Annotated in this window: 21 protein-coding genes and 1 pseudogene; 10 read left to right on the top strand and 12 right to left on the bottom strand. The window is 63.4% G+C overall.

Annotated features, from left to right (window positions below):
• Position 1 precedes the first annotated feature (1 nt).
• Positions 2-2,410 (bottom strand): GcvT family protein, encoded by a 2,409-nt coding sequence (locus tag NKI73_RS25220; RefSeq protein WP_352633608.1) that lies wholly within the window; start codon positions 2,408-2,410, stop codon positions 2-4.
• A gap of 308 nt (positions 2,411-2,718) precedes the next feature.
• Between NKI73_RS25220 and NKI73_RS25215 the strand changes: the two genes are divergently transcribed.
• The gene (locus NKI73_RS25215; protein ID WP_352633607.1) at positions 2,719-4,194 is read left to right on the top strand and encodes an esterase-like activity of phytase family protein; all 1,476 of its coding nucleotides are present in this window, start codon (positions 2,719-2,721) and stop codon (positions 4,192-4,194) included.
• A 78-nt stretch (positions 4,195-4,272) separates the two neighbouring features.
• Here NKI73_RS25215 and NKI73_RS25210 read toward each other — a convergent pair whose 3' ends face one another.
• Positions 4,273-5,061 carry a L,D-transpeptidase gene (locus tag NKI73_RS25210; protein ID WP_352633605.1) on the bottom strand — a complete coding sequence of 263 codons (789 nt, stop codon included), beginning with the start codon at positions 5,059-5,061 and terminating at the stop codon, positions 4,273-4,275.
• Positions 5,062-5,330: 269 nt separating this feature from the next.
• On the opposite strand from NKI73_RS25210, the gene NKI73_RS25205 reads away from it, so the two are divergent.
• A complete protein-coding gene (locus tag NKI73_RS25205; RefSeq protein ID WP_352633602.1) occupies positions 5,331-6,803 on the top strand; it encodes an MATE family efflux transporter in 1,473 nt (490 codons plus the stop codon).
• Positions 6,804-6,846: 43 nt separating this feature from the next.
• On the opposite strand, the gene NKI73_RS25200 is transcribed toward NKI73_RS25205, so the two are convergent.
• Positions 6,847-8,055 carry an MFS transporter gene (locus NKI73_RS25200; protein WP_352633600.1) on the bottom strand — a complete coding sequence of 403 codons (1,209 nt, stop codon included), beginning with the start codon at positions 8,053-8,055 and terminating at the stop codon, positions 6,847-6,849.
• A 194-nt stretch (positions 8,056-8,249) separates the two neighbouring features.
• Complete coding sequence (locus NKI73_RS25195) at positions 8,250-8,654, bottom strand: SH3 domain-containing protein (RefSeq protein WP_352633598.1); 405 nt, start codon at positions 8,652-8,654, stop codon at positions 8,250-8,252.
• Positions 8,655-8,893: 239 nt separating this feature from the next.
• Here NKI73_RS25195 and NKI73_RS25190 point away from each other — a divergent pair, with 239 nt between their 5' ends.
• Together NKI73_RS25190 and NKI73_RS25185 are read left to right on the top strand one after the other, a co-directional pair.
• The gene (locus tag NKI73_RS25190) at positions 8,894-9,469 is read left to right on the top strand and encodes a TMEM175 family protein (RefSeq protein ID WP_352633596.1); all 576 of its coding nucleotides are present in this window, start codon (positions 8,894-8,896) and stop codon (positions 9,467-9,469) included.
• Between the two features lie 105 nt (positions 9,470-9,574).
• Entirely contained in the window at positions 9,575-10,003 is a 429-nt protein-coding gene (locus NKI73_RS25185) for an SgcJ/EcaC family oxidoreductase (protein WP_352633595.1), read from the top strand.
• Between the two features lie 80 nt (positions 10,004-10,083).
• Here the strand turns inward: NKI73_RS25185 and NKI73_RS25180 are convergent, their stop codons facing one another.
• On the bottom strand, positions 10,084-10,365 hold the full coding sequence (locus NKI73_RS25180; RefSeq protein ID WP_352633593.1) for a hypothetical protein: 282 nt from the start codon (positions 10,363-10,365) through the stop codon (positions 10,084-10,086).
• Between the two features lie 157 nt (positions 10,366-10,522).
• Between NKI73_RS25180 and NKI73_RS25175 the strand changes: the two are divergent.
• Positions 10,523-11,237 (top strand): annotated as a pseudogene (locus tag NKI73_RS25175) (SDR family NAD(P)-dependent oxidoreductase).
• Between the two features lie 3 nt (positions 11,238-11,240).
• Here the strand turns inward: NKI73_RS25175 and NKI73_RS25170 are convergent.
• Together NKI73_RS25170 and NKI73_RS25165 are read right to left on the bottom strand one after the other, a co-directional pair.
• On the bottom strand, positions 11,241-11,666 hold the full coding sequence (locus NKI73_RS25170; RefSeq protein WP_352633591.1) for a low affinity iron permease family protein: 426 nt from the start codon (positions 11,664-11,666) through the stop codon (positions 11,241-11,243).
• 365 nt (positions 11,667-12,031) lie between these two features.
• Positions 12,032-12,187, bottom strand: a complete 156-nt coding sequence (locus tag NKI73_RS25165) for a YjiS-like domain-containing protein (RefSeq protein WP_245266380.1) — start codon at positions 12,185-12,187, stop codon at positions 12,032-12,034.
• Here NKI73_RS25165 and NKI73_RS25160 point away from each other — a divergent pair.
• On the top strand, positions 12,164-13,291 hold the full coding sequence (locus NKI73_RS25160) for a LysR family transcriptional regulator (RefSeq protein ID WP_352633589.1): 1,128 nt from the start codon (positions 12,164-12,166) through the stop codon (positions 13,289-13,291). The two genes, NKI73_RS25165 and NKI73_RS25160, sit on opposite strands and share 24 nt — an antisense overlap.
• Before the next feature lie 92 nt (positions 13,292-13,383).
• On the opposite strand, the gene NKI73_RS25155 is transcribed toward NKI73_RS25160, so the two are convergent.
• Positions 13,384-14,025 (bottom strand): transferase hexapeptide repeat family protein, encoded by a 642-nt coding sequence (locus NKI73_RS25155; RefSeq protein WP_352633587.1) that lies wholly within the window; start codon positions 14,023-14,025, stop codon positions 13,384-13,386.
• A gap of 83 nt (positions 14,026-14,108) precedes the next feature.
• The gene (locus tag NKI73_RS25150) at positions 14,109-14,612 is read right to left on the bottom strand and encodes a CreA family protein (RefSeq protein WP_352633585.1); all 504 of its coding nucleotides are present in this window, start codon (positions 14,610-14,612) and stop codon (positions 14,109-14,111) included.
• A gap of 215 nt (positions 14,613-14,827) precedes the next feature.
• Between NKI73_RS25150 and NKI73_RS25145 the strand changes: the two genes are divergently transcribed.
• The 3 genes from NKI73_RS25145 (at position 14,828) to NKI73_RS25135 (ending at position 18,269) form a co-directional block, all read left to right on the top strand.
• A complete protein-coding gene (locus tag NKI73_RS25145) occupies positions 14,828-15,403 on the top strand; it encodes an SCO family protein (protein WP_352633583.1) in 576 nt (191 codons plus the stop codon).
• A gap of 10 nt (positions 15,404-15,413) precedes the next feature.
• On the top strand, positions 15,414-16,286 hold the full coding sequence (locus tag NKI73_RS25140; RefSeq protein WP_352633581.1) for a 50S ribosomal protein L11 methyltransferase: 873 nt from the start codon (positions 15,414-15,416) through the stop codon (positions 16,284-16,286).
• 138 nt (positions 16,287-16,424) lie between these two features.
• Complete coding sequence (locus NKI73_RS25135; RefSeq protein WP_352633579.1) at positions 16,425-18,269, top strand: aminopeptidase P family protein; 1,845 nt, start codon at positions 16,425-16,427, stop codon at positions 18,267-18,269.
• On the opposite strand, the gene NKI73_RS25130 is transcribed toward NKI73_RS25135, so the two are convergent.
• The gene (locus NKI73_RS25130; protein ID WP_352633577.1) at positions 18,259-19,155 is read right to left on the bottom strand and encodes a LysR family transcriptional regulator; all 897 of its coding nucleotides are present in this window, start codon (positions 19,153-19,155) and stop codon (positions 18,259-18,261) included. The two genes, NKI73_RS25135 and NKI73_RS25130, sit on opposite strands and share 11 nt — an antisense overlap.
• 114 nt (positions 19,156-19,269) lie before the next feature.
• On the opposite strand from NKI73_RS25130, the gene NKI73_RS25125 reads away from it, so the two are divergent.
• Complete coding sequence (locus tag NKI73_RS25125; protein WP_352633576.1) at positions 19,270-19,452, top strand: hypothetical protein; 183 nt, start codon at positions 19,270-19,272, stop codon at positions 19,450-19,452.
• A 58-nt stretch (positions 19,453-19,510) separates the two neighbouring features.
• Here NKI73_RS25125 and NKI73_RS25120 read toward each other — a convergent pair whose 3' ends face one another.
• Positions 19,511-19,807, bottom strand: a complete 297-nt coding sequence (locus NKI73_RS25120; RefSeq protein WP_352633575.1) for an AzlD family protein — start codon at positions 19,805-19,807, stop codon at positions 19,511-19,513.
• Entirely contained in the window at positions 19,804-20,532 is a 729-nt protein-coding gene (locus tag NKI73_RS25115) for an AzlC family ABC transporter permease (RefSeq protein ID WP_352633573.1), read from the bottom strand. The genes NKI73_RS25120 and NKI73_RS25115 overlap by 4 nt, the downstream gene beginning before the upstream one ends.
• Positions 20,533-20,930: the final 398 nt, after the last annotated feature.

Here is a 20,930-nt window from a genome sequence, read left to right as displayed (position 1 = left end):
CTCATTGCCGCATCGCCTTGCCCAGGGGATCGTAGGGCGAGGCCGCGATGACACGGGCCGGCCGCTCCTCACCCACGACATGCACCGAAACCGCGGTGCCCTCGCCCGCGAAATCGCGGTCGACAAGCGCCAGCGCCAGGCTCTTGCCGACCGTATAGCCATAGCCGCCCGACGTGACGAAGCCGACGCGCCGGCCCTGGTGCCAGATCGGCTCGAAGCCGCTGGCGTCGGCGTCGAGCGCATCGACCTCCAGCGTCACCAGGCATTGGCTGCTGCCGGCCTCCCGCTGTTTCAACGCCGCTTCGCGACCGGTGAAATCACCCTTGCCGAAAGCGATGAAGCGGTCGAGCCCAGCCTGATTGGGCGTATACCCTTGAGTGAATTCACGCGACCAGATGCCAAAACTCTTTTCCAGCCGTAGCGTGTTGAGCGCATAATAACCGATTTCGGCAAGGCCGAGATCCTCGCCGGCGGCCAGCAGCGTTTCACGCAGTGTGGCATGCATGGTTGCGGGGCAACTGATTTCGAAGCCGAGTTCGCCCGCGATCGACAGCCGCGCCACACGCGCCTGCACCATGCCGATGTCGAATGCTCCACAAGCCATGAATGGCAGTGCTGCACCGGAAACATCCTGATGCGTCGTGCGCTCCAGGATCTTGCGCGCGTTCGGCCCGGTCAGCAGGAAGCCGCTCATTGTGTCGGACAGGTCGGCGACGGTGACACTCTCCGCCGCATGAGCCTCGAACCAGCGCATGTGGAATTCCCTGAGATAGTAGGAGCCCATCAGCCAGTAGCCGCCGCCCCAGTTGAAGACGGTGAGATCGCCCTTCAGCCGTCCGTCATGGCCGAGCATGGGCGCCAGCCTCGCCTGTCCTGCTTTCGGCAGCTTGCAGGCGAGCAGCCGGTCAAGCCATGCTTCAGCGCCGGGCCCGGACACCGCATAGCGCGAATAGGCCGAGATATCGACGAGACCGGCGGCACTCCGCACCTGCAGCGCCTCGTCGCCGACGATGTCGAAGGCATTGGAACGGCGCAGCGTCGTGTTCTCGGTAAACCCCATCGGCGCGAAATAGGCCGGGATTTCCAGCCCCCATGAGGCCGTCCATTCGCATCCCGCCGCGCTCATGCCGTCATAGGCGCCGGGGCGTTTCAGCGGCCGGCCGGCCGGCAGCCGCTCATTGGGAAACGTCATGACGAAGCGTCGCGAATAGAACTGACGCGTCGTCTGCCTGAGATATTCCCGGTTGGCGGCAAAGGCGCCGTAACGAGCGATGTCCATACCGAAGATGTCAGCCTGCGGTTCGCCGTAGATCATCCACTCGGCCAGCGACTTGCCGACGCCGCCGCCCTGGCTGAAGCCGGCCATGACGCCGCAGGCGACCCAATAGTTCTTCAACCCGCGCACCGGCCCGACGATCGGGTTGCCGTCCGGCGTGAAGGTGAAGGCGCCGTTGACCCATTTGCGGATGCCGGCTGTCGCCAGGCAAGGAAAGCGCTCATGCGCCTTGGCGAGTTCGGGGCTGATGCGGTCGATGTCTTCCGGGATCAGCTCGATACCGTAGTCCCAAGGCGCGCCATCCATGTTCCAGTGCTTGGGGTTCTGCTCGTAGACGCCTAGCAGCACGCCCTTGCGCTCTTGCCTGAGATACGAAAAGCCGTCGAGATCGACGGCAAGCCCAAGTTCCTTGTCGAGAGCGGCAACCTCCGGAATGTCCTCGGTGATGAAATAATGGTGCTCCATCGGCGTCACCGGCAGGTCGACGCCGGCCATGCGGCCAAGCTGCTTTGCCCACAGCCCGCCGGCGTTGACGACATGCTCGGCGATGATGGTGCCTTGCTCGGTGATGACATCCCAGCGGCCGTCAGCGCGCGCCTTCAGCTCGACGACTCGATTGCGGAGGATGACGTCCGCGCCGCGCTTTTTCGCGGCACCGGCATAGGCGTGCGTCGTTCCGTAGGGATCGAGATGACCCTCGTTGGAATCATAGAGCCCACCGAGCACGCCAGCGACGTCGACGATCGGACAGATTTCCTTGATTTCTTCCGGCGTCACCAGGCGAGCGGTTTCGATGCCAACCGACTGGAAAACCGCCCACGCCGATTTCAGCCACTCCCAACGCGCCGGATCGCTGGCGATGTTGACGCCGCCGGTCATATGCAGGCCCGCATTCTGGCCGGATTCAGCTTCGAGTTCACGGTAGAGCTTGATGGTGTAGTCCTGCAGCGCCGCCACATTGGCGTCGGCGTTGAGCGCATGGAACCCGGCCGCCGCGTGCCAGGTCGAACCGGCCGTCAGTTCGGCACGCTCGATCAGCGCCACATCGCTCCAGCCAAAACGCGTCAGGTGATAGAGGACCGAGGCCCCGACCACGCCACCTCCGATGACCACTGCGCGGTAGTGCGACTTCAAGGCTTCCCCTCCACGGTTAGTCCGAAGGCTGGACCATATATGTACTGTACATAAGTGTCCAGTGCCGTGCGAGCTCACCGCTTTTCGCCAACCAGAGCCGCACGAGGTGATCAATTCTTTCCGTCAAGCACATGTTTTTGTCGTCGCCTGGAGAAGACGGCGGGCATGCATCGTGCGCTGTCACGCAAGCATCATGTTCGCGCCGTAGACCGCGTTTCGGGGAGGCGCGCGCGGCATCGTCGATGTCGCACCTCTTTCAGCTTTTTTCGTCCTGCGGCCGCTCCGGCTTGTCACAAAGAGGATTATCCATGAAACACCTGTACCGAACCGCGTCGCTCGGCGTCGCGCTGGCCTTGTTCACCGCCTTGACGCCGGCGCTCGCCGACAGCACCGCGACCGTCGGCGGCCTCGTCAACAAGGGGCTGGTCGGCGTCGGCCGCATCCCGGCCGCTCAGCGCGACAAGTTCGGCGAGACGTTCGGCTCGGGCTCCGGCATGGCGATCGACACATCAGGCTGGACGCATGACGCCGCCGGCTACAAAGGCTCGCTCTGGCTGCTGCCGGACCGCGGCTACAATGTCGTCGGCACCACCGACTACCGACCGCGCCTCAATACGATCGGCGTCGAGTTTGCCCCGGTAGCTCCAGGTGCCGCACCCGCCGCCGGCCAGGAGCAGACGGGCGTCAAGGCGACGCTTGCCGACACCATGCTTCTCACCGACGACAAGGGCGCCGACGCTACCGGCCTCGATCCGCTCAACGGCGTGCGCGCGGCAAGCGGCCCCATGCCGATCCTGCCCGAAGCCAATGGCAAGCTGGCGCTCGACAACGAGGCGATCGTGCGGCTGCCCGACGGTTCGATGTTCATCTCCGACGAATACGGCCCGAACATCTACCGGTTCTCCGCCGACGGCCATCTGCTGTCGGCGACCCAGCCGCCCGCCGCTCTCGTGCCGATGCGCCACGGCGCGCCGAACTTCGCCTCGGATAATCCGGGTCCGGGTGCCGCCGAGCCCGATCCGAAGGATCCCGATACCGGCCGCCAGAACAACCAGGGACTCGAAGGCATGGCGATGACGCCTGATGGCAAGTTCCTGATCGCCGTGCTGCAGTCCGCGCCCCGGCAGGATGGCGGCGATTCGCCCGCGACGCGCCAGAACACCAGGGCGCTGGTCTACGACGCATCCGACCTCGGCCATCTCAAGCTCGCGCATGAGTATGTCGTGCCGCTGCCGGTGTTCAAGGATGCCAAGGGCAAGACCAAGATCGCCGCGCAAAGCGAGATCGTGGCGTTGTCGGATCAGACCTTCCTGTTGCTGGCGCGCGACAGCGGCAACGGCCAGGGCCTGAAAGGCGACACCTCGCTGGTGCGCCAGATCTTCGTCGTCGACGTCTCGGCCGCCACCGACATCGCCGGCGGCGCCTTCGATGCCGCCGACAAGCCGATGGCGCCCAAGGGCGTGCTCGACCCGTCGGTGACGCCGGCCAAGCTGACGCCGTTCATCGACATCAACGACAGTGCCGAACTCGGCCGCTTCGGCCTGCACAATGGCGCGCCGAACGACAAGAACAACCTGTCGGAGAAGTGGGAGGCGATGTCGGTGGTCAGCGTTCTCGATCCGAAGCTGCCCGACGACTATTTCCTGTTCGTCGCCAACGACAACGACTTCCTCGCCCAGGACGGCTTCCAGGTCGGCGCGCCCTACAAGGCCGAGGACGGCGCCGATGTCGACACCATGTTCCTGGTCTATCAGGTCACGCTGCCGGGCCTGGCCAAGAAGTAACGACAACACGACGCCGGACGCGCCGAGCGCGTCCGCCTTCAAATCGATTGTCCACGATCACCAATGCCGCGAAGGCACTTATTTCAACATCTCCGCATCCCTTGGCACGCCGGCATCGATCGGCTCGGCGGTCCTGCTCGAAACGGCCATGATCTTGCCGGCTGCCGACAAATTGGGGCGCACGAAGACCTGTGCGACACCGTTGACCCGGCTGTAAAGGTCGATGATGTCCTGGTTCATGAAGCGCACGCAGCCCGACGATGCATTCTTGCCGATGGAATCCCACTCCGGCGTGCCGTGCAGCCGGTACATCGTGTCCTTGCCGTCGCGGAAGAGATACAGCGCGCGGGCGCCGAGCGGGCTCTGCGGGCCGGGCGGCATGCCATCCTTGTATTTCGCCAGTTCCGGCCGGCGCTGGATCATTTCCGGAGGCGGTGTCCAGACCGGCCATTTCTTCCTCGCCTGAACCACGGCACTGCCGGTCCATCCGAAACCGGCCTTGCCAAGGCTGACGCCGTAGCGGATAGCCTTGCCGCCGTCGCCCACCAGATAGAGGAAGTGCTCGGAGGTATCGACGACGATCGTGCCGGGTCTCTCTCCGGTCGGGTCGGACACGATCTGGCGCACGAACTTCGGATCGAGCTTGGCGACCGGGATTGCCGGCAATTGATAGCCCTCGTCGACGCGCGCCGCATACATGCTTGCGGCATCGCCGAAAGCCGGATCGCTTGGCGGTGCAGCCACCGGCGGCGGCGCCACGTCCGTCGTGGTGCACGCCGAAAGAGCCACGGAGGCCGCGCCCAAGGCGGACGCACCGAGGAACGCGCGCCGGTTCAGGCGCGAGAAAAACAGCGGAATATCGGACATGAACCCCCCGGTCTATCCAAGATCTAGTAGGAATGCGGCCCCACGCATCGAGGATCAATATCCCATTCCTGAAGTTTTGAGAACATGATTAGATCAAGGCATGACCTGTCCAGTGGAGTCGGCAATCATCGCGGACCGGACTTGAGCAATTCCAGGAAAAGTGCGTAGCGGTTTTCCGTCCGGAATTGCGTCGAAACAAAGAGAGCGGTTCGCCGTTTCCGTGAAACGGTGAACTGCTCTTGAGATTAACCTTCGCCGAGTTGCCCGTCATGGACGAAAAAATGCCCTCGCGCCGGCGTACCGGCGACCTGACCAGCGGCCCGATCCCGCGCACACTTCTGCTGTTCGCGCTGCCGGTGCTCGGCTCCAACGTGCTGCAGTCGCTCAACGGGTCGATCAACGCCGTCTGGGTCGGCCGTTTCCTCGGCGAATCGGCGCTGACCGCCACCTCCAATGCCAACCTCGTCCTGTTCCTGATCCTCGGCACGGTGTTCGGCATCGGCATGGCTGCGACCATCCTGGTGGCCCAGTCGGTCGGCGCCCGCGACCTGCCGGAGGCACGTCGCATCGTCGGCACCAGCGCCACCTTCTTCTTCCTCGTCTCTGTGGTGTTCGCGGTCTGCGGCTGGATCTGGGTCGACGCCATCCTGGGCGCGCTGGGCACGCCGGCCGATGCCTTGCCGTTGGCCCGCTCCTACCTGCGCATCATCTTCGTGGCCGTGCCGATGATGAACCTTCTGTCCTTCGTCATGACCGTGCTGCGCGGTGCCGGCGATTCACGCACGCCCTTCTTTTTCATGGCGCTGGCCGTCGTCCTCGACATCGTCCTCAACCCGCTGCTCATCCGCGGCATCGGGCCATTTCCCGAACTCGGTATCGCGGGCTCCGCCACCTCCACGCTGATCGGCCAGACGGTGAGCGTGATCGCCATTCTGATCGTGCTCTATGTGCGCAAGCATCCGCTGCGGCTGGCCGGCGCCAACCTCGCTCTGCTGCGGCCCGACCCCACCCTGCTGCGCATCGTCGTCTTCAAGGGCGTGCCGATGGGCCTGCAGATGATCGTCATCTCGGCCGCTGCATTGACGGTGATGGGCATGGTCAATTCCTACGGTTCGCAGGTCGCCGCCGCCTACGGCATTGCTGCCCAGCTATGGACCTACATCCAGATGCCGGCGCTCGCCATCGGTGCCGCGGTCTCCTCGATGGCGGCGCAGAATGTCGGCGCCGGGCGCTGGGACCGGATCGGCCGCATCGCCGCCTCCGGCGTCGGCTTCAATCTGGTCCTGACTGGCGCGCTGGTTGCCGTGCTGTCGGTTTTCGACCGCTCGGTGCTGAGCTTGTTCCTGAGCAGCGACAGTGCCGCGATCGACATCGCTGTCCACATCAACACTGTCGCGTCGTGGTCGTTCATCCTGTTCGGCATCACCATCGTGCTGTTTGCCACGGTGCGCGCCACGGGCGCCGTGATGCCGCCGCTGATCATCCTGGTCATCTCGGTGCTGGTCGTGCGCACCGGCTTTGCCTATTTCATGCGTGGCGTGATCGGCGAGGAAGCGCTGTGGTGGAGTTTCCCGGCCGGTTCGATCACCTCGCTCGTGCTGGCCGCGGCCTATTACCGCTTCGGTCGCTGGCGCACCATGCACATGATCGAGGACAGGCCAGCCGCCGGCGAGCCGCCGGACACCGGGCTTGGCGTGCCGCGCGGACGCGCGCATCTTTCGCCTGAAACGCCGAACGGCTGAACCGTCCCCGCTGGCCAACCGCCCCCCGCTGGATGTCCGGATATCACCGCCTTTGTTTCAGTCCGAAGCCCAGCGCCAGCAGCGCAAAGGCTACAATCATGCAGGCAAACGCCAGGCTCGCGGCAACGGGACTGGCATAGGTCGACACGACGCCGATGCCGATGACGGGCAAGGCGTTGCCGACAAAGCAGCAGATGAAGAAGCTGGACACCACTTCGGCGCGGCGATCCTGCGGCGCGATCTCGTTCACCACCTGCAGCCCGCCACGATAGCCGAGCGCCGCCACCACGCCGCAGCAGGCTGTCGCCGCGATCATCAGCGCCAGCGAAGCCAGCATTTGCGCCGCCACCACCAACAAGACGCTTGGGATCATCAATGCCAGCGCAGCCAGCATCGCTTTGTTGCTCTTCATGCGCATCAGAACCACGATGCTGACCGCGGTGACGATCGCCAGTTCGAAGAACAGCGCGCCGGCGACGGCGTGATTGGTCTCATGCAGCTGCTGCGCCAGGATGCTCGGCGCCACGGCGGCATAGAAGCCGACCAGCGCCATCGCGCCAAAGCCGGTCACCGCCGGCGCGACGAAGCGCGCACGGATCACCTGCGGGACGGAGAATTGCGGCCGCAAGGAAATCCGCCCGAGGCGGCCCGGCTTCGCCACCGTTTCGCGGGTGCGCCAGACCAGGATCGTCACCACCGCGAGTGCCGCCAGGTAAACGATGAAGATCAGCCGCAACGGCCATGGCGCGTACTCAGCCAGAAGTCCTGAAATCAAGGCCCCGAAACCGAGGCCGAGGAAATTGGTGCTGGTGGCGATGACGCTGGCGCGCGACTTGTCCGCACCGGGAAGAAGCTCGGCAATCCATGCGGTTCCGGTCCCCGCGCCAACGCCGATGCCGAGCCCGCTCAGGATGCGGGCCACGTCGAGCGAGACGACGTTTCCGGCAAACAGGAAGACAAGCGCGCTGATGATGGCGACAAGCATGGCCGCCAGGCTCGCGGGCCGGCGGCCGACAACATCCGAGATGCCGCCCAGCGTCAGCAGTGCCGCCAGATTGCCGACGACATACACCGCGTAGATCAGCGTCAGCGTGATTTGTGAAAAGCCGAATTGCTGCTTGTAGACGATGTAGAGCGGCGTCAGCACGGTGCTGCCGGCAAACAGCACGGCAATCATCGCAGCGACGGTGGGGACTGCAAGTGCGTCGCCGCCGGCCCGTTCGTGCGTATGCGCAAAATCGCGAATGGCCATGGCCAACCTCGTCATCGATTTCGGGGATCGAGACTTTAACGCGGTTTCACCCACGACGTTTCGGCCGACGGGCAGGCTCCTGACAGCACGGTGGACATTGCCTGGACGGATATCCGACGGCTTGACGGGCTCGGATCGGGGCCAGCGGCTCCGATCCGTCATGACATCTATCGCTCAATTCCGAGCAATCTGCCTTACCGGCAGGGAAAGCCTGGTGCGATCTTGCACTTGCCGGGACGCGGCTTGTGCGGCGGGCGATGGTGCGGGGGGCGGTGCGGCCTGTGCTGCCAGTGCGGCGGCCGATGCGGCGGGCGCACGATGATGATCGGCGGGCGAACGATCTGGGACCGCTCGAGATAGCCGGCGCTAGCCCAGCCGCTGACGCCGCCGACATGGATTCTGCACCAGCCCGGCTGGCAGCCGGTGACATTCACCCTGAAGCCGGCGGGCAACGTTCCGACCTTGGCGTATCCAGCCCCCGGCCCGCTACGGACATTGAGGTTGGTTGTTGTGTGGGCGCTGTAGGCGAAGGCCGCGGCGGACGTCCCGAAGACCGCGGCCAGTATGGTCGCGATCACAAGCAGAAATCGAAATCTCATCAGTCCCTCCATTCGAACCCCGGCCGTTCGTCTGCTTCGGCCGAGGCTGCGCCGCAAGCGGAGAGGCCAAGCCAAGAAAAGTCAACATGTGGCCGCCGCAACCATTCCGACCAGCGGGGCTGATGCAGAAGTTTCCTTGGATATGGTTGAGGAAATTCTCCGGCGCCGTTTATCGGCCCTTCAATATCCGCTAACAGTTTACTGTCTTTCGACAATCCGGTGCGGCAAAGGTGGGATCCATGGGCAAAGGCAGGGTCGAGGCATTCACCGACGGCGTCGTGGCCATCATCATCACCATCATGGTGCTTGAGCTGAAAGTGCCGCATGGCGAGGATATCGCGGCCTTGTTGCCATTGTGGCCGGTCTTCTTCTGCTACGTGCTGTCCTTCATCAATGTCGGCATCTACTGGAACAATCTGCACAACATGTTCCACACCGTGCAGCGTGTCGACGGCCGCGTGCTGTGGGCGAACCTCAACCTGCTGTTCTGGCTGTCGCTGATGCCGGTGACGACGGCCTTCATGGGCGAGAACCACTTTGCGCCGGTGCCGGTCGCCGTCTATGGCATCGACTTGGCGCTATGCGCCATCGCCTATAAGATACTGGCCGCCGCGCTGCATCGCCTGCACGGCAATGACACGGCCTTTGCAAGGGCACTGGGCAACGATCGCAAGGGGAAGACCTCGCTGGCTATCTACATCGCAGCCGTCGTGCTGACCTTCGTCAGCCAATGGATCGGCGTCGCGCTTTATGTGCTGGTCGCGATGGTATGGCTCGTGCCGGATACGCGTTTCGCGCGGGTCATCGAAAAGTAGCCGCTATTGCGGTAGTGTCTCAGTTTGAAATGTGACCTTGCCGTTGTCGCATCCGGCCCCCGACTCCTATACGCTTAGCGGAAAGTATCCAGGAGACGTAGGGTCATGGGCATGACGACTGGCAAGCCTGAGCATGTCGCGACCGCTTTTGCGAATGCTTGGAACCGGCATGATATGGATGAGTTTGCATCTCTGTTCGCTCCTGATGCTAATTTCGTCAACGTCGTAGGCGTTTGGTGGAAGAACCGATCCGAAATCGAAGCGGCGCACCGAGCTACCCATGACACCATGTTTCGGGATAGTCGATTGGAAGGCGATGTCTCGTCGGTCGTGGAATTGGCTCCGGGGCTTGCTTCCGTTCATTACACTTGGACCCTCACGGGAGCATCTGCCCCGGACGGGTCCCCGGCAGGGCTTAGGAAAGGCATATTGCTTCTGATTGCCCAGGAAGGGCCGTCGGGATGGCGTATCAAGGTGGCTCAGAACACTGATATTGTTCCTGGCACAATCGTCCCAGCCGGCTCGAAAAGCTAACTCATGCCGACCGGACCTGAAGGCAAGAAGCGCGCCGCCAACATGACGCCAGAGCGGCGCACCTAGACTGAGACACTACCCTACTTTCGCATCGCTTTCAGCTTTTCCGCCACCGATGCGGCAAGGTCGGCATAGCGCTCCTCCAGCCGTTCCGCCGCCTTGATGATCGAGAAATCATGGCCGAACTTTTCCAGCGCCATGCGCAGCTTCTCGACGAACTCGGCTTGTTTCTCCAGCGCGGAAAACAGCGTCTTCACCTGCGCTTCGCTGATGTCGGGGTTGGCCAGCATCTGCGGCACCTCGCGCCCCATCTGGTCGCCGATAGCGGTCTGTTCTTTCAGAATTGCGACCCAGTCCGTCAATCAGGAAATCTCCATTTGCCCCGGCAAAAGTCTCCTTTTGCCAGGACAACATGCGCAGCCTCGACCGAACTGGTCAACCCAAACAGGGCGATCAGAGGCTTGCGCAAGCCCGTTCCAGCGCTAAGTTCGGCGCCATCGAAAGAAGGAACCATCGCCCATGATGACCGACGCCGAGATCCAGACAGTCCTGCCCGCGCTTAGCCGAGGCAACATCGCCGTCATCACCGGCGCCGCCAGCGGCATCGGTCTTGCAGCCGCCAAGCGGCTTGCATCGATGGGCATGAAGATCGTACTGGCCGACATTGGCGGCGCGCGCCTTGAACACGCCTCGCGCGCCGTCGCTGCGATCGCCGGCGACAATGCCGTACTTGCCGTCGACGCCGACGTTTCGAAGGCGGATGAGGTGGACCGTCTCGCCGAAAGGGCGTTCGGCGCCTTCGGCGATGTGTCGCTGCTGATGAACAATGCCGGAGTCGGCGACAACCCCGGAAAGCCCTGGGAAAACCGCGATGCCTGGAAACGGCTGCTGGACATCAATTTCTGGGGCGTCGTGCATGGCGTCGAGGCCTTCGCGCCCCGCATGCTGGCCTCGGCCAGGCCCGGCCTGATCATCAACACCGGCTCCAAGCAAGGCATCACCACGCCGCCCGGCAATTTTGCCTACAATGTCTCCAAGGCCGGGGTGAAGACCTTCACCGAAGGCCTGGCGCATGCGTTGCGCAACGAACCCGGCGCCCGTGTTGCCGGCCATCTGCTGATCCCCGGCTTCACCTTCACCGGCCTGACCGAAGGCGCGCATCGAGAACCGCCCTGCTCTGTCACGCTGGCATCCGGACTACAAGGAGCCTTTCGCGGCGTTCATGAAAGGCTGACTTTCAGGCCGCGTGCTTTTTCGGCCCGCGCTTCTGCGCCACGGCCTTTTTCGCCGCGGCGGCGGCGATCTGCTCGTCATGCCGCTTTGCAGCACGCTCGCATTTGGCGCGGATCTCCTCGACTTCGGTTTCGGTCAGATGTTCGATGCCGATGAAGTGGTTGTGGCCCTTGCCGACCCGGATCAGTTCGTCGAGCTTGGCCTGGATCGCGGCGCCGTCGCGATTCTGGGTGTTCTGGATGAGGAAGACCATCAGGAAGGTGACGATCGTCGTGCCTGTGTTGATGACGAGCTGCCAGGTGTCCGAAAAGCCGAAGAACGGACCGCTCACCGCCCAGACGACAATAATCAGGCAGCAGACGGCGAATGTCAGCGGCAGGCCGGTTATATGGGCGACCCAGTTGGCGATCTTGGTGAAAAGCTTTTCCATCTATCGAAACCCTCGATGCAGCGGCGCGATGAGAAACAACCGGCGACCGTTTCAGGTTCCCGGCGGAGACAAATACGTCAGGCACAATCGAATACACGCATAGAGAGAACGGGGCAGAAAACACACCTTATGGGTTTAATGTCACAGTAACCGTGCAGGCAAGTGTGCCTGTTCCTTCCGCCTCACAGCGGTTTACCTCCAGCCCCTTCCGCCGCGCCACCCCCGCATGGCGGAAGGGGCTTCAGTCCGGAGAGCGCGCAGAACGGTTCCCTGAAGCGGACGGCACCACGACCGCCAGATCCCCGATGCGCGGTTACCGACCGATCTTCCCAAAGTTCCATAATCTGCAGCCCGCCTCCATTGTCTCAAAGTCGCAAGCTGGCGTGGCGGGCACGCTCGCGGATCTCTTCGCGAGAAATGCCAGCGTCCGCCAATGTGCTGTCCGGGGCCCGCCTCAAGCTCGCAAGCGTCCGGCGATAGGCAAGCCAGCGGGCGAAATGGGATCGAAGTTCATACAACATGATCGTCTCCTTTGGCGCGCAGAATGGCGGCGCGCTCTGGTGGTCGAAGGCGCAAAGCATCTGCGCAAAGCGCATGCGCGATCGAAAGGATTGCGCTGGCTTGTCAGCCAGCCGAGGCGCTCGTCGGTATGCCGCCAAGCAGGATTGTCCAATGCTTCCAATGCCTGCATACTTGCGCGTGATGCCGGCTTCGCGCTACAGCCACGGTCGCAAGGAGTTTTTCATTTCTGCAAAATGGACATTGGCTGGGACGATCTAAGATTGTTTCTCGTCGTTGCGCGGCTGGGTGGCTTGAGCGCAGCGACGGGAACCACGCGCCTCAGCGCAGCCACCCTTGGACGACGCGTCACCGCGCTCGAAAGGCAGATCGGCGAACCGCTGTTCGTGCGTCAGCAGACCGGCTACCGGCTGACCCCGGTCGGTGAAGAACTGCTGCGGCGCGCCGAAGACGTCGAGGCAGCAATGCAGTCGCTGACCCGTTGGCGCGAAGGAAGCCTGCCCGACCGCATTGTCCGTGTGTCGGCCGGGCCGTGGACTTCGGCCTTCGTATCGGCCCATATCGGCGAGATCTGGACGGTCGACGACGGCATAAGGGTGGAGCTCGTCACCACCACCGACCGGGTCGACATCGGTCGCCGCGCCGCCGACATCGGCATTCGCAGCGACCGCCCGACCGAGCAGTGGCTGGCCGGCCGTCAGAGCGGCAAGGTCGCTCATGCCATTTATTCCGGACGCCACCTGATCAATGGCATCGCCGCCGGCTTGTTCGTCGGCGTCACCGGCGAAGGGGCGAACATTGCCTCGGCGCGCTGGCTACAAGCCCATCACGGCGACCGCATCGCCGTGCGCGGCAACAACACCCATTCGGTACGCGAACTGGTGGCCGCCGGCGCCGGCCTTTCGGTCTTTCCGTGCTTCGTCGGTGACGGCGACCCACGGCTGGTTCGCGTCGCTCAGCCTATCCCCGAACTCGAAACCGACCAATGGATCGTCACCCATCACGAGGAACGTCACTCCCCGCCGGTACGAAAGGTCGCCGACCGGATTTCCGCCTTGATGCGGGCGCACCAGCCGCTGTTTCGTGGCGAGACGCCGATCCGGTAAGCCTCGGGCGTCGATCGGTCGCCAACCGAGCCGCATGCCGGCGCCCGAACCGATCAGCAACACGCGCCCGGAACAAGAGCATCTGCGGGAGGTCAGATCCCGTCGTTTTCCCAGCGATCGAGGAAGGCTTCGATCGTCATCGCCTGCATGTCGGGAACCGCTCTGGCGAGCTTTTCGACCGGCCAGTCCCACCAGGCGAGAGCTTCGATCCGCACCGCAATATCCGGAGCGAAGCGTGGCCGGAGTGCCTTCGCCGGCACGCCTGCGACGATTGCATAGGGCGGCACATCCTGCGTCACCACCGCGTTGGCGCCGACCACCGCGCCATTGCCGATGGTGACCCCGGGCATGATCACCGCGCCGTGGCCGATCCAGACATCATGGCCGATGGTCACGGCTTTCGCCTGCCGCCGCGCGCGGAATGCAGCATCGACGCCCAGCCAGCGAAAATACTCGTTCGGCCGGTAGCTGACCTTGTGCTGGGTCAGCCGCTCGATGGGATGTTCCAGCGCGTTGATACGGCTGTTGGCGGCGATCGAGCAGAATTTTCCGATCGTCGTGTAGATCGCTTCGCAGTGGCGTTCGAAATAGGAGAAGTCGCCGACCGTGACCTCGCGCAGCACCACCCGCTCGCCGATCGAGGCATAACGGCCGAGTTTGCACGCCTTCAGTTCCGCGGTCGGATGGATGCGCGGCTCGGAATCCTTCGGGACGAGATTTTCGGAACGATCCATGCCGGCGGCTTTACGTCAGAGCGATTGGTCCCGCAAGCGAGACCAATCGTCCGTCTACCGGTTCCGCGAAAGAGCTGAAGCCCCTATTGCGGTTTGCCTTTGCTCCACACCACGTTCTGGCCGTAGAGTGGCACGGTGGTGACCGACATTTTGGCCGAGCCGTTCTGCACCTGGCGCGAATGCGAGAGATAAATCAGCGTCTCGTTGGCCTTGTCGTAGATGCGATTGACCACCTGCTTCTTCCAGATCAGGCTGATGCCTTGCTTGAACACTTCCTCGCCGCCTTCGCCCGTGTCGATGTCGCCGATGATGATCGGACCGGTCTGGCGGCAGGAGATCGAGGAATCGGAGGGATCCTCGAACCAGTTGCCCTTGTGCAGGCGATCGATAATGCCGCGATCGAAATAGGACACGTGGCAGGTCACCCCCTCCACCTTCGGGTCCTTGATCGCCTCGACGATGATGTCGTTGCCGAGCCAGTCGACCCCGACCTTGCCGACTTCATCGGCAAGGGCCGCACCGGCGCCGAGGACAAGGCACGCGGCTAAGGCGCCGCCGACCAGTTTTTGCCCAATCGATCCTTGCAAGATAGCCTCCGGGGGTTCGAGTTTGCCGGTCTCAGGTGGGGCGAAGAGCACGGCATTGCAAGCGGCGGCACCGGATGAAAACGCCACATCCGCCATGGCCGGTTGCGTCAACGCGGCACCTTTGCGTGTACCCGGTCAAACCGCTAAGACTGTTCGCCGAACCAAGGGCTCGCCTTGGCCGGCACGCCGAAGAAATTGCAAGACGGACTTTTCTGATGATGCGTTCTATCCTGGTCGGCATTCTCGTCCTTATGGCGGCTGGCATTGGCTGGCTGACCTTCGACTGGTATCGCGGCCACTATGGCGGCGAGCCCTTCGGTGCCGCCTTCACCCTGGTCGACCAGAAAGGCGCGCCGATCACCGAAGCCGCCTTCAGGGGCCAGCCCAGCGCCGTCTTCTTCGGCTTCACCCATTGCCCCGAGGTTTGCCCGACCACGCTGTTCGAGCTGGCCGGCTGGCTTAAGACGCTCGGCGACGACGGCAAGAACCTGCACGCCTATTTCGTCTCGGTCGATCCGGAGCGCGACACGCCAGAGGTGATGAACGCCTATGTCAGCAATTTCTCCGACCGGATCACCGGTATCACGGGCGATCCCGACAAGGTCCATGCCATGGCCAAGTCGTTCGGCATCTACTGGAAGAAAGTCGACACCGGCGGCGACTACACCATGGATCACACCGCGTCGGTGCTGCTGCTCGACGCAAGGGGCGACTTTGCCGGCACCATCGCCTATGGCGAAAGCTCGGAAACGGCCGTCGCCAAACTGAAGCGGCTGGCGGCGAAGGGCTGATCACCATTTCATGACCCAGACGCGCCTGTATTTCACCACCGGAAAGATCGAGTCCGTCAGCATCTTCGCGGCGCTCGAGGCAGCCTTCGAGGATGAAGGCTTGCCGATCGCCGTGCTGGAAGTCGATGAGGACAAAGATATCCACGAAGTGTCGCTCTACGCCGATGGCGACGTCGATGCGGTCGAGGCCCGCTTGAAGGACACCCTTGCCGGGCTTTCCCTGTCTAAGCCGATCGAGCGCGAGGCCCTGCCCGATATCGACTGGGTGGCGCGCTCTCTGGAAGGGTTGAAGCCGGTGCGTGCCGGTCGTTTCTTCGTCCACGGCGCACATGATCGCCGCAAGCGCCGCAGCGGCGAACTCGCCATCGAGATCGAGGCCGGCCTCGCCTTCGGCACCGGCCACCACGGCACCACGGCCGGCTGCCTGGAAATGCTGGAAAGAGTAGTTCGGCGCGAACGCCCGCGCAATGCGCTCGACCTCGGCACCGGTAGTGCCGTGCTGGCGATTGCCGTCGCCAAGCTGGCGCATATTCCGGTACTGGCCACCGACATCGATCCGGTGGCGGTGAGAGTCGCCGCCGCCAATGCGCGGCTCAACCACGTCAAGACGTTGGTGGAAACAGTGACCGCGCCGGGCTTTCACCAGCCGATCTTCGGCAAGCGCGCGCCTTTCGATCTGATCGTCGCCAACATACTGGCACGGCCGCTGATGCGGCTGGCGCCGCAAATGGCCGATCACATCGCGCTTGGCGGCTCGATCGTGCTGTCAGGCATCCTCGAGCGCCAGCGCGACGCCGTCGTCTCGGCCTATGTCGGCCAGAACTTCCGCCATATCAAAACCTTGCACCGCGAGGGCTGGGTGACGATCCATCTCAAGCATTGAGGGCCGGCACGACCGGGCCTGGACCAAGTTCCGCAGGTTGTCAGTCAAGCGATGGTGTAGCAGTTTGCGCCAGCTGGAAATCGATTCCGATTTCCGCGACCGTGCGCTACGGTTGCGCTGATTGCAGGAGGCCCCACCATGTTCCAGACCTTCGATTCTGCGGGCGACCCGGCCGTCGGCAAACCGCGTGTGGCGCTGCTGCGCCAATGGCTTGAAGCCAACGGGCTGGACGGCTTCATCGTGCCACGCGCCGACGAACATCAGGGTGAATATGTCGCCGATCGTTCGGCGCGGCTGAAATGGCTGACCGGCTTCAGCGGTTCGGCCGGCGTCGCTATCGTCCTGCGCGACCGCGCCTTCATCTTCGTCGACGGACGCTACACGCTGCAAGTGCGCAGCGAGGTCGATCTCGACATCTTTTCGATCGAAAGCCTGGTCGACAACCCGCCCGCCGTCTGGCTCAAGGATAACATCGGCAAGGGCGCACGGCTGGGCTTCGACCCATGGCTGCACACGATCAGCGACGTCAAGGCGCTGCAGGCCTCGGCCGACAAGTCGGGCGCGGTGCTGGTGCCGCTCGACAAGAACCCGATCGACATCATCTGGGAGGATCAGCCCGACGCGCCGATGGCACCTGTCGAACTTCACCCGATCGGTTTTGCCGGCGAACTTGCCAAGGACAAACTGGCGCGGCTGGCAAGTGCGATCGGCAAGGACGGCGCCACCCACGCCGTGCTGACCGACCCCTCCTCCATCGCCTGGGCCTTCAACATCCGCGGCGGCGACGTGCCGCACACGCCGCTGGCGCTCGGCTTCGCCATCCTCGCCGCCGATGGGTCGCATCAGCTTTTCATGGACCGGCGCAAATTCTCGCGCCAGGTCGAGGCCTACCTCACCCAGCTCGCCGAGCCGCATGAGCCCGGCGAATTCGAAGCGGCTATCGTGTCCCTCGCCAAGGGCGGCGCGAAAATCGCGCTCGACCCGGTGCTGGCAGCCGACAGGCTGCGCATGCTGGTCGAGAGCAACGGCGGCACGGTGATTGCAGCGCCTGACCCCGCCCGCATCCCGCGCGCCACCAAGAACAAGGCCGAGATCAACGGCTCGCGTGCCGCGCATCGCCGCGACGGCGCCGCCGTGGCGAAGCTTTTGTGCTGGCTGGAGCGGCAGAAGCCCGGCTCGCTCGACGAGATATCCGTCGTCACCAGGCTGGAGGAGACGCGCCGGCGGACGGGCGAGGAAACCCAGATGCCGCTGCGCGACAACTCCTTCGACACCATTTCCGGCGCCGGCCCGAACGGCGCCATCATGCACTACCGCGTATCGCGCGCCACCAACCGCAAGCTTAAGGCCGGCGAACTGTTCCTGCTCGATTCCGGTGCGCAGTATCAGGACGGTACCACCGACATCACCCGCACCGTACCGATCGGCCAGCCGACGCAGGAGATGCGCGAACGCTTCACGCTGGTGCTGAAAGGCATGATCGGCATTTCCACGTTGCGCTTCCCCGCCGGCACGCGCGGCTCGGAAATCGACGCCGTCGCCCGCATCGCGCTGTGGAAGCATGGCTGCGACTTCGCCCACGGCACCGGCCATGGCGTCGGCTCATATCTGGCCGTGCACGAAGGCCCGCAGCGCATTGCCCGCACCGGCACCGAAAAGCTGCTCGAAGGCATGATGCTGTCCAACGAGCCCGGCTACTACAAGGAAGGCGCCTACGGTATCCGCATCGAGAACCTCATCCTGGTGACGCCCGCGGAAGAGGTCGAGGGCGGCGACATCGCCATGCACGGCTTCGAGACGCTGACACTGGCGCCGATCGACACCCGCCTAGTGCGCACCGATCTCCTGACGCGCGACGAGCTGCATTGGCTCGACACATACCATGCCCGGGTGCTGGCCGAGATCGGGCCGATGCTCGACGGCGAAACGCTGGCCTGGCTAGGCAAGGCCACCGCGCCATTGCCGCACGATCTCAAGCAGTAGTCGCGGCGGCACCCTTGCTTGGTATTGGTGTGCCTTGCTCCGTAAGCAGCTCCCGCAAAGCCTGGACGTTGGGAGAGCCTGCTCCCTTGCGCCAAAACAATACCGTCAGGGCACTGTCCTCGTCTGAAGGCAGTTCATGCACCTGCAGCCTGCCACCTTCAGGGAAGCCCTTGAGCACGCTTTTGGGCATCAGCGCTATGCCCATGCCAGCCGCCACGCAACCGAGCATCGCATGATATGAACCGAGTTCGACGATTTGCTCGGCCATGAAGCCTCGGCGCGCATACCATTCCTCCAGCCGCCTGCGATGTGGACAACCATGCTCGAAGGCTAGCATGGTTTTGGGCATGTCGCTGCGGTCCTCAATCGAACCGCGCGATGCCGCCGAGACAATGACCAACTCCTCGCGAAATGCAGCCTGCTTCTCGAACGGAGCGTCTGCGAGCGGTTCGGCCGCGAGCGCAGCGTCGAGTTCGCCGGCGAGCATGGCGACCGCGAGAACCTGCGGGTTGCCGGTTCGCAGTTGGATCTCCACCTCGGGATAGCGTGCGTGATACTCGGCGAGCAGGCCAGGAAGCCGAGTTGCGGCGGTGCTCTCCATAGCGCCAAGTCGCAACGCACCGCGTGGGCGCGGATCGAGGACCGCCGTTCGCGCTTCCTCGGCAAGCGCCAGCAACCGGTCCGCGTAGAGAACCAATCTTCGGCCGGCGGCCGACACCTGCAGCCGCTTGCCTTCGCGGATAAACAGCCGCACCCCCAGGTCCTCTTCAAGCTGCCGGATGCGAGTGGTCACGTTGGACTGCACGCGAAACAGCTTTTCCGCTGCCTTGGTGATACCGCCCTCGCGCACCACCATGCGAAAGATCCGAAGGTCGGCCAAGTCCATACATCTCTCCCGGAGAATAAAATGATCTTAATAATTCATTTTATCTGATGATCAACGGCGCGTAAATCGCCTGTTATTGACGCCGATTCGGGCGGTCAACCACGGGAGATGGAAATGTCACCTGAACCTCTCGGCCGCTGGCCGATCGATCTTGGCGAATTGACTCCAATGCAGCGCAACGCCCTTTACACCAGCGTTGTGCGTCGCGCCCATCAGGAGAGATCGGAGGCAATTCGGCTGAGCGCGGTGTGGATCGGTTCGATTTTTAAGAAGCGCCTGACAGGAATTATTGCTTGATCACTATGTATGGCGGCGCTGCGTAAGTGAGCATACGTGGACTAACTATGACAAAAAGTCAGCTGACGATCTGCCGAGCAACGATCAACACCGCCGCCCCCGCCAGGAACATCGCCATCAACCCACCGCGCAGCGAAACCACTGATGTGACGGCCAATGCCGCCCATTCCGCAGGGCCGGCGTTCAACAGCTCCGGCGCCACCAGCGTCGTCAGCACTGCCGCCGGCACGGCATTGAGGCCGGCTTCCACACGCGGATGGATGGTGTCGAAGCGGGAGATGACCAGATGCCCGCCGATGCGGGTCAGATAGGTCGCGATCGCGCCGGCGATGATGATCCAGAATGTCGTGCTCATGGCCGTGCCTTCACGCCGCTGTGGTGGGGTGGCAGGATGACGGCAAGCAGCACACCGGCAATCGCGCCGATCGAGACATGCCAGGGCGAGCCCACCGTCTTGTAGGCGATGATCGAGGCCGCAGCGCTGGCGATGACCACCGGCAGCCACAGCGGCCGCTTGCGGAAGCCCAGAACCAGACCAAGAAAATAGATCGGCAGCAGGAAATCGATGCCCAGCGCATGCGTATCGGGAATAAGCTTGCCGAACACCGCGCCGAGCGCGCTTTCGACGATCCAGAACAGATAGACCGGCAGACCGAGGCCAAGATACCAGGCGAAGCCGACCGTCTGGCCGGATTGCGCCCTCGCCTCGGCCACCGCGAATTGCGGATCGGTGAGGATGAAATAGCCGATCGCTTGGCTGATGATAGGCCAGTGCGCGATGCGCCGGCCGATGCCGGCGGAATAGAGCACATGGCGGAAATTGACGGCGAAGATCGACAGCACGACCAGCCACGGCGCGACATGCTGGCCGAACAGCTGGATGCCGACCATCTGGCTGGCGCCGCCATAGACCAGCGCGCTCATCAGGAAGGCTTCCAGGACCGAGAAGCCGTTGTCGACAGCGAGCGCGCCGAACAGCACTGCAAACGGCGCCGATGCCACCACGACCGGCATCGAGAGCCGCACGCCCTGCCAGAAATCGCTGCTCACGGAATTCGCGGTCAAAGTCTCAGCCGACATGTCACATTCCTAACGTCGCGCCGGTATTTAGGGGTGCGCGGTTGAAAAGTCAGACGAATTCGCTTGAGCCAACACATCAGCGAAACTGATATGCCCTGGATCGAGCAAGGTCGCGATACGCGCCCTTCGGGATTTCCTGATTCAGTTGGCTCCCGGGTGGCGCAGATGCCTGTGCTTCATCGGCTGTGCACGATGACGGCAGGGCCCGAAACGCAAAACCCGCCTCTGCGGCGGGTCGTTGGCGCGAATCAGCACCATGGCTAAATAGATAGCATAACTGCCCTCACAAAGCAACCAGGCCGTGCATCGGCCCCAGGGCAATCGCTTCGGGTTAACGGGAGGTGCGTATGGGATGCGAATGTGATTCATGAGGGGCTTCGTGATTTGCGGAGCCCTCG

It is taken from the genome of Mesorhizobium sp. M0496 (assembly GCF_040321205.1).
Classification (GTDB): domain Bacteria; phylum Pseudomonadota; class Alphaproteobacteria; order Rhizobiales; family Rhizobiaceae; genus Mesorhizobium.
This window is presented reverse-complemented; position numbering and strand designations above follow the sequence as displayed.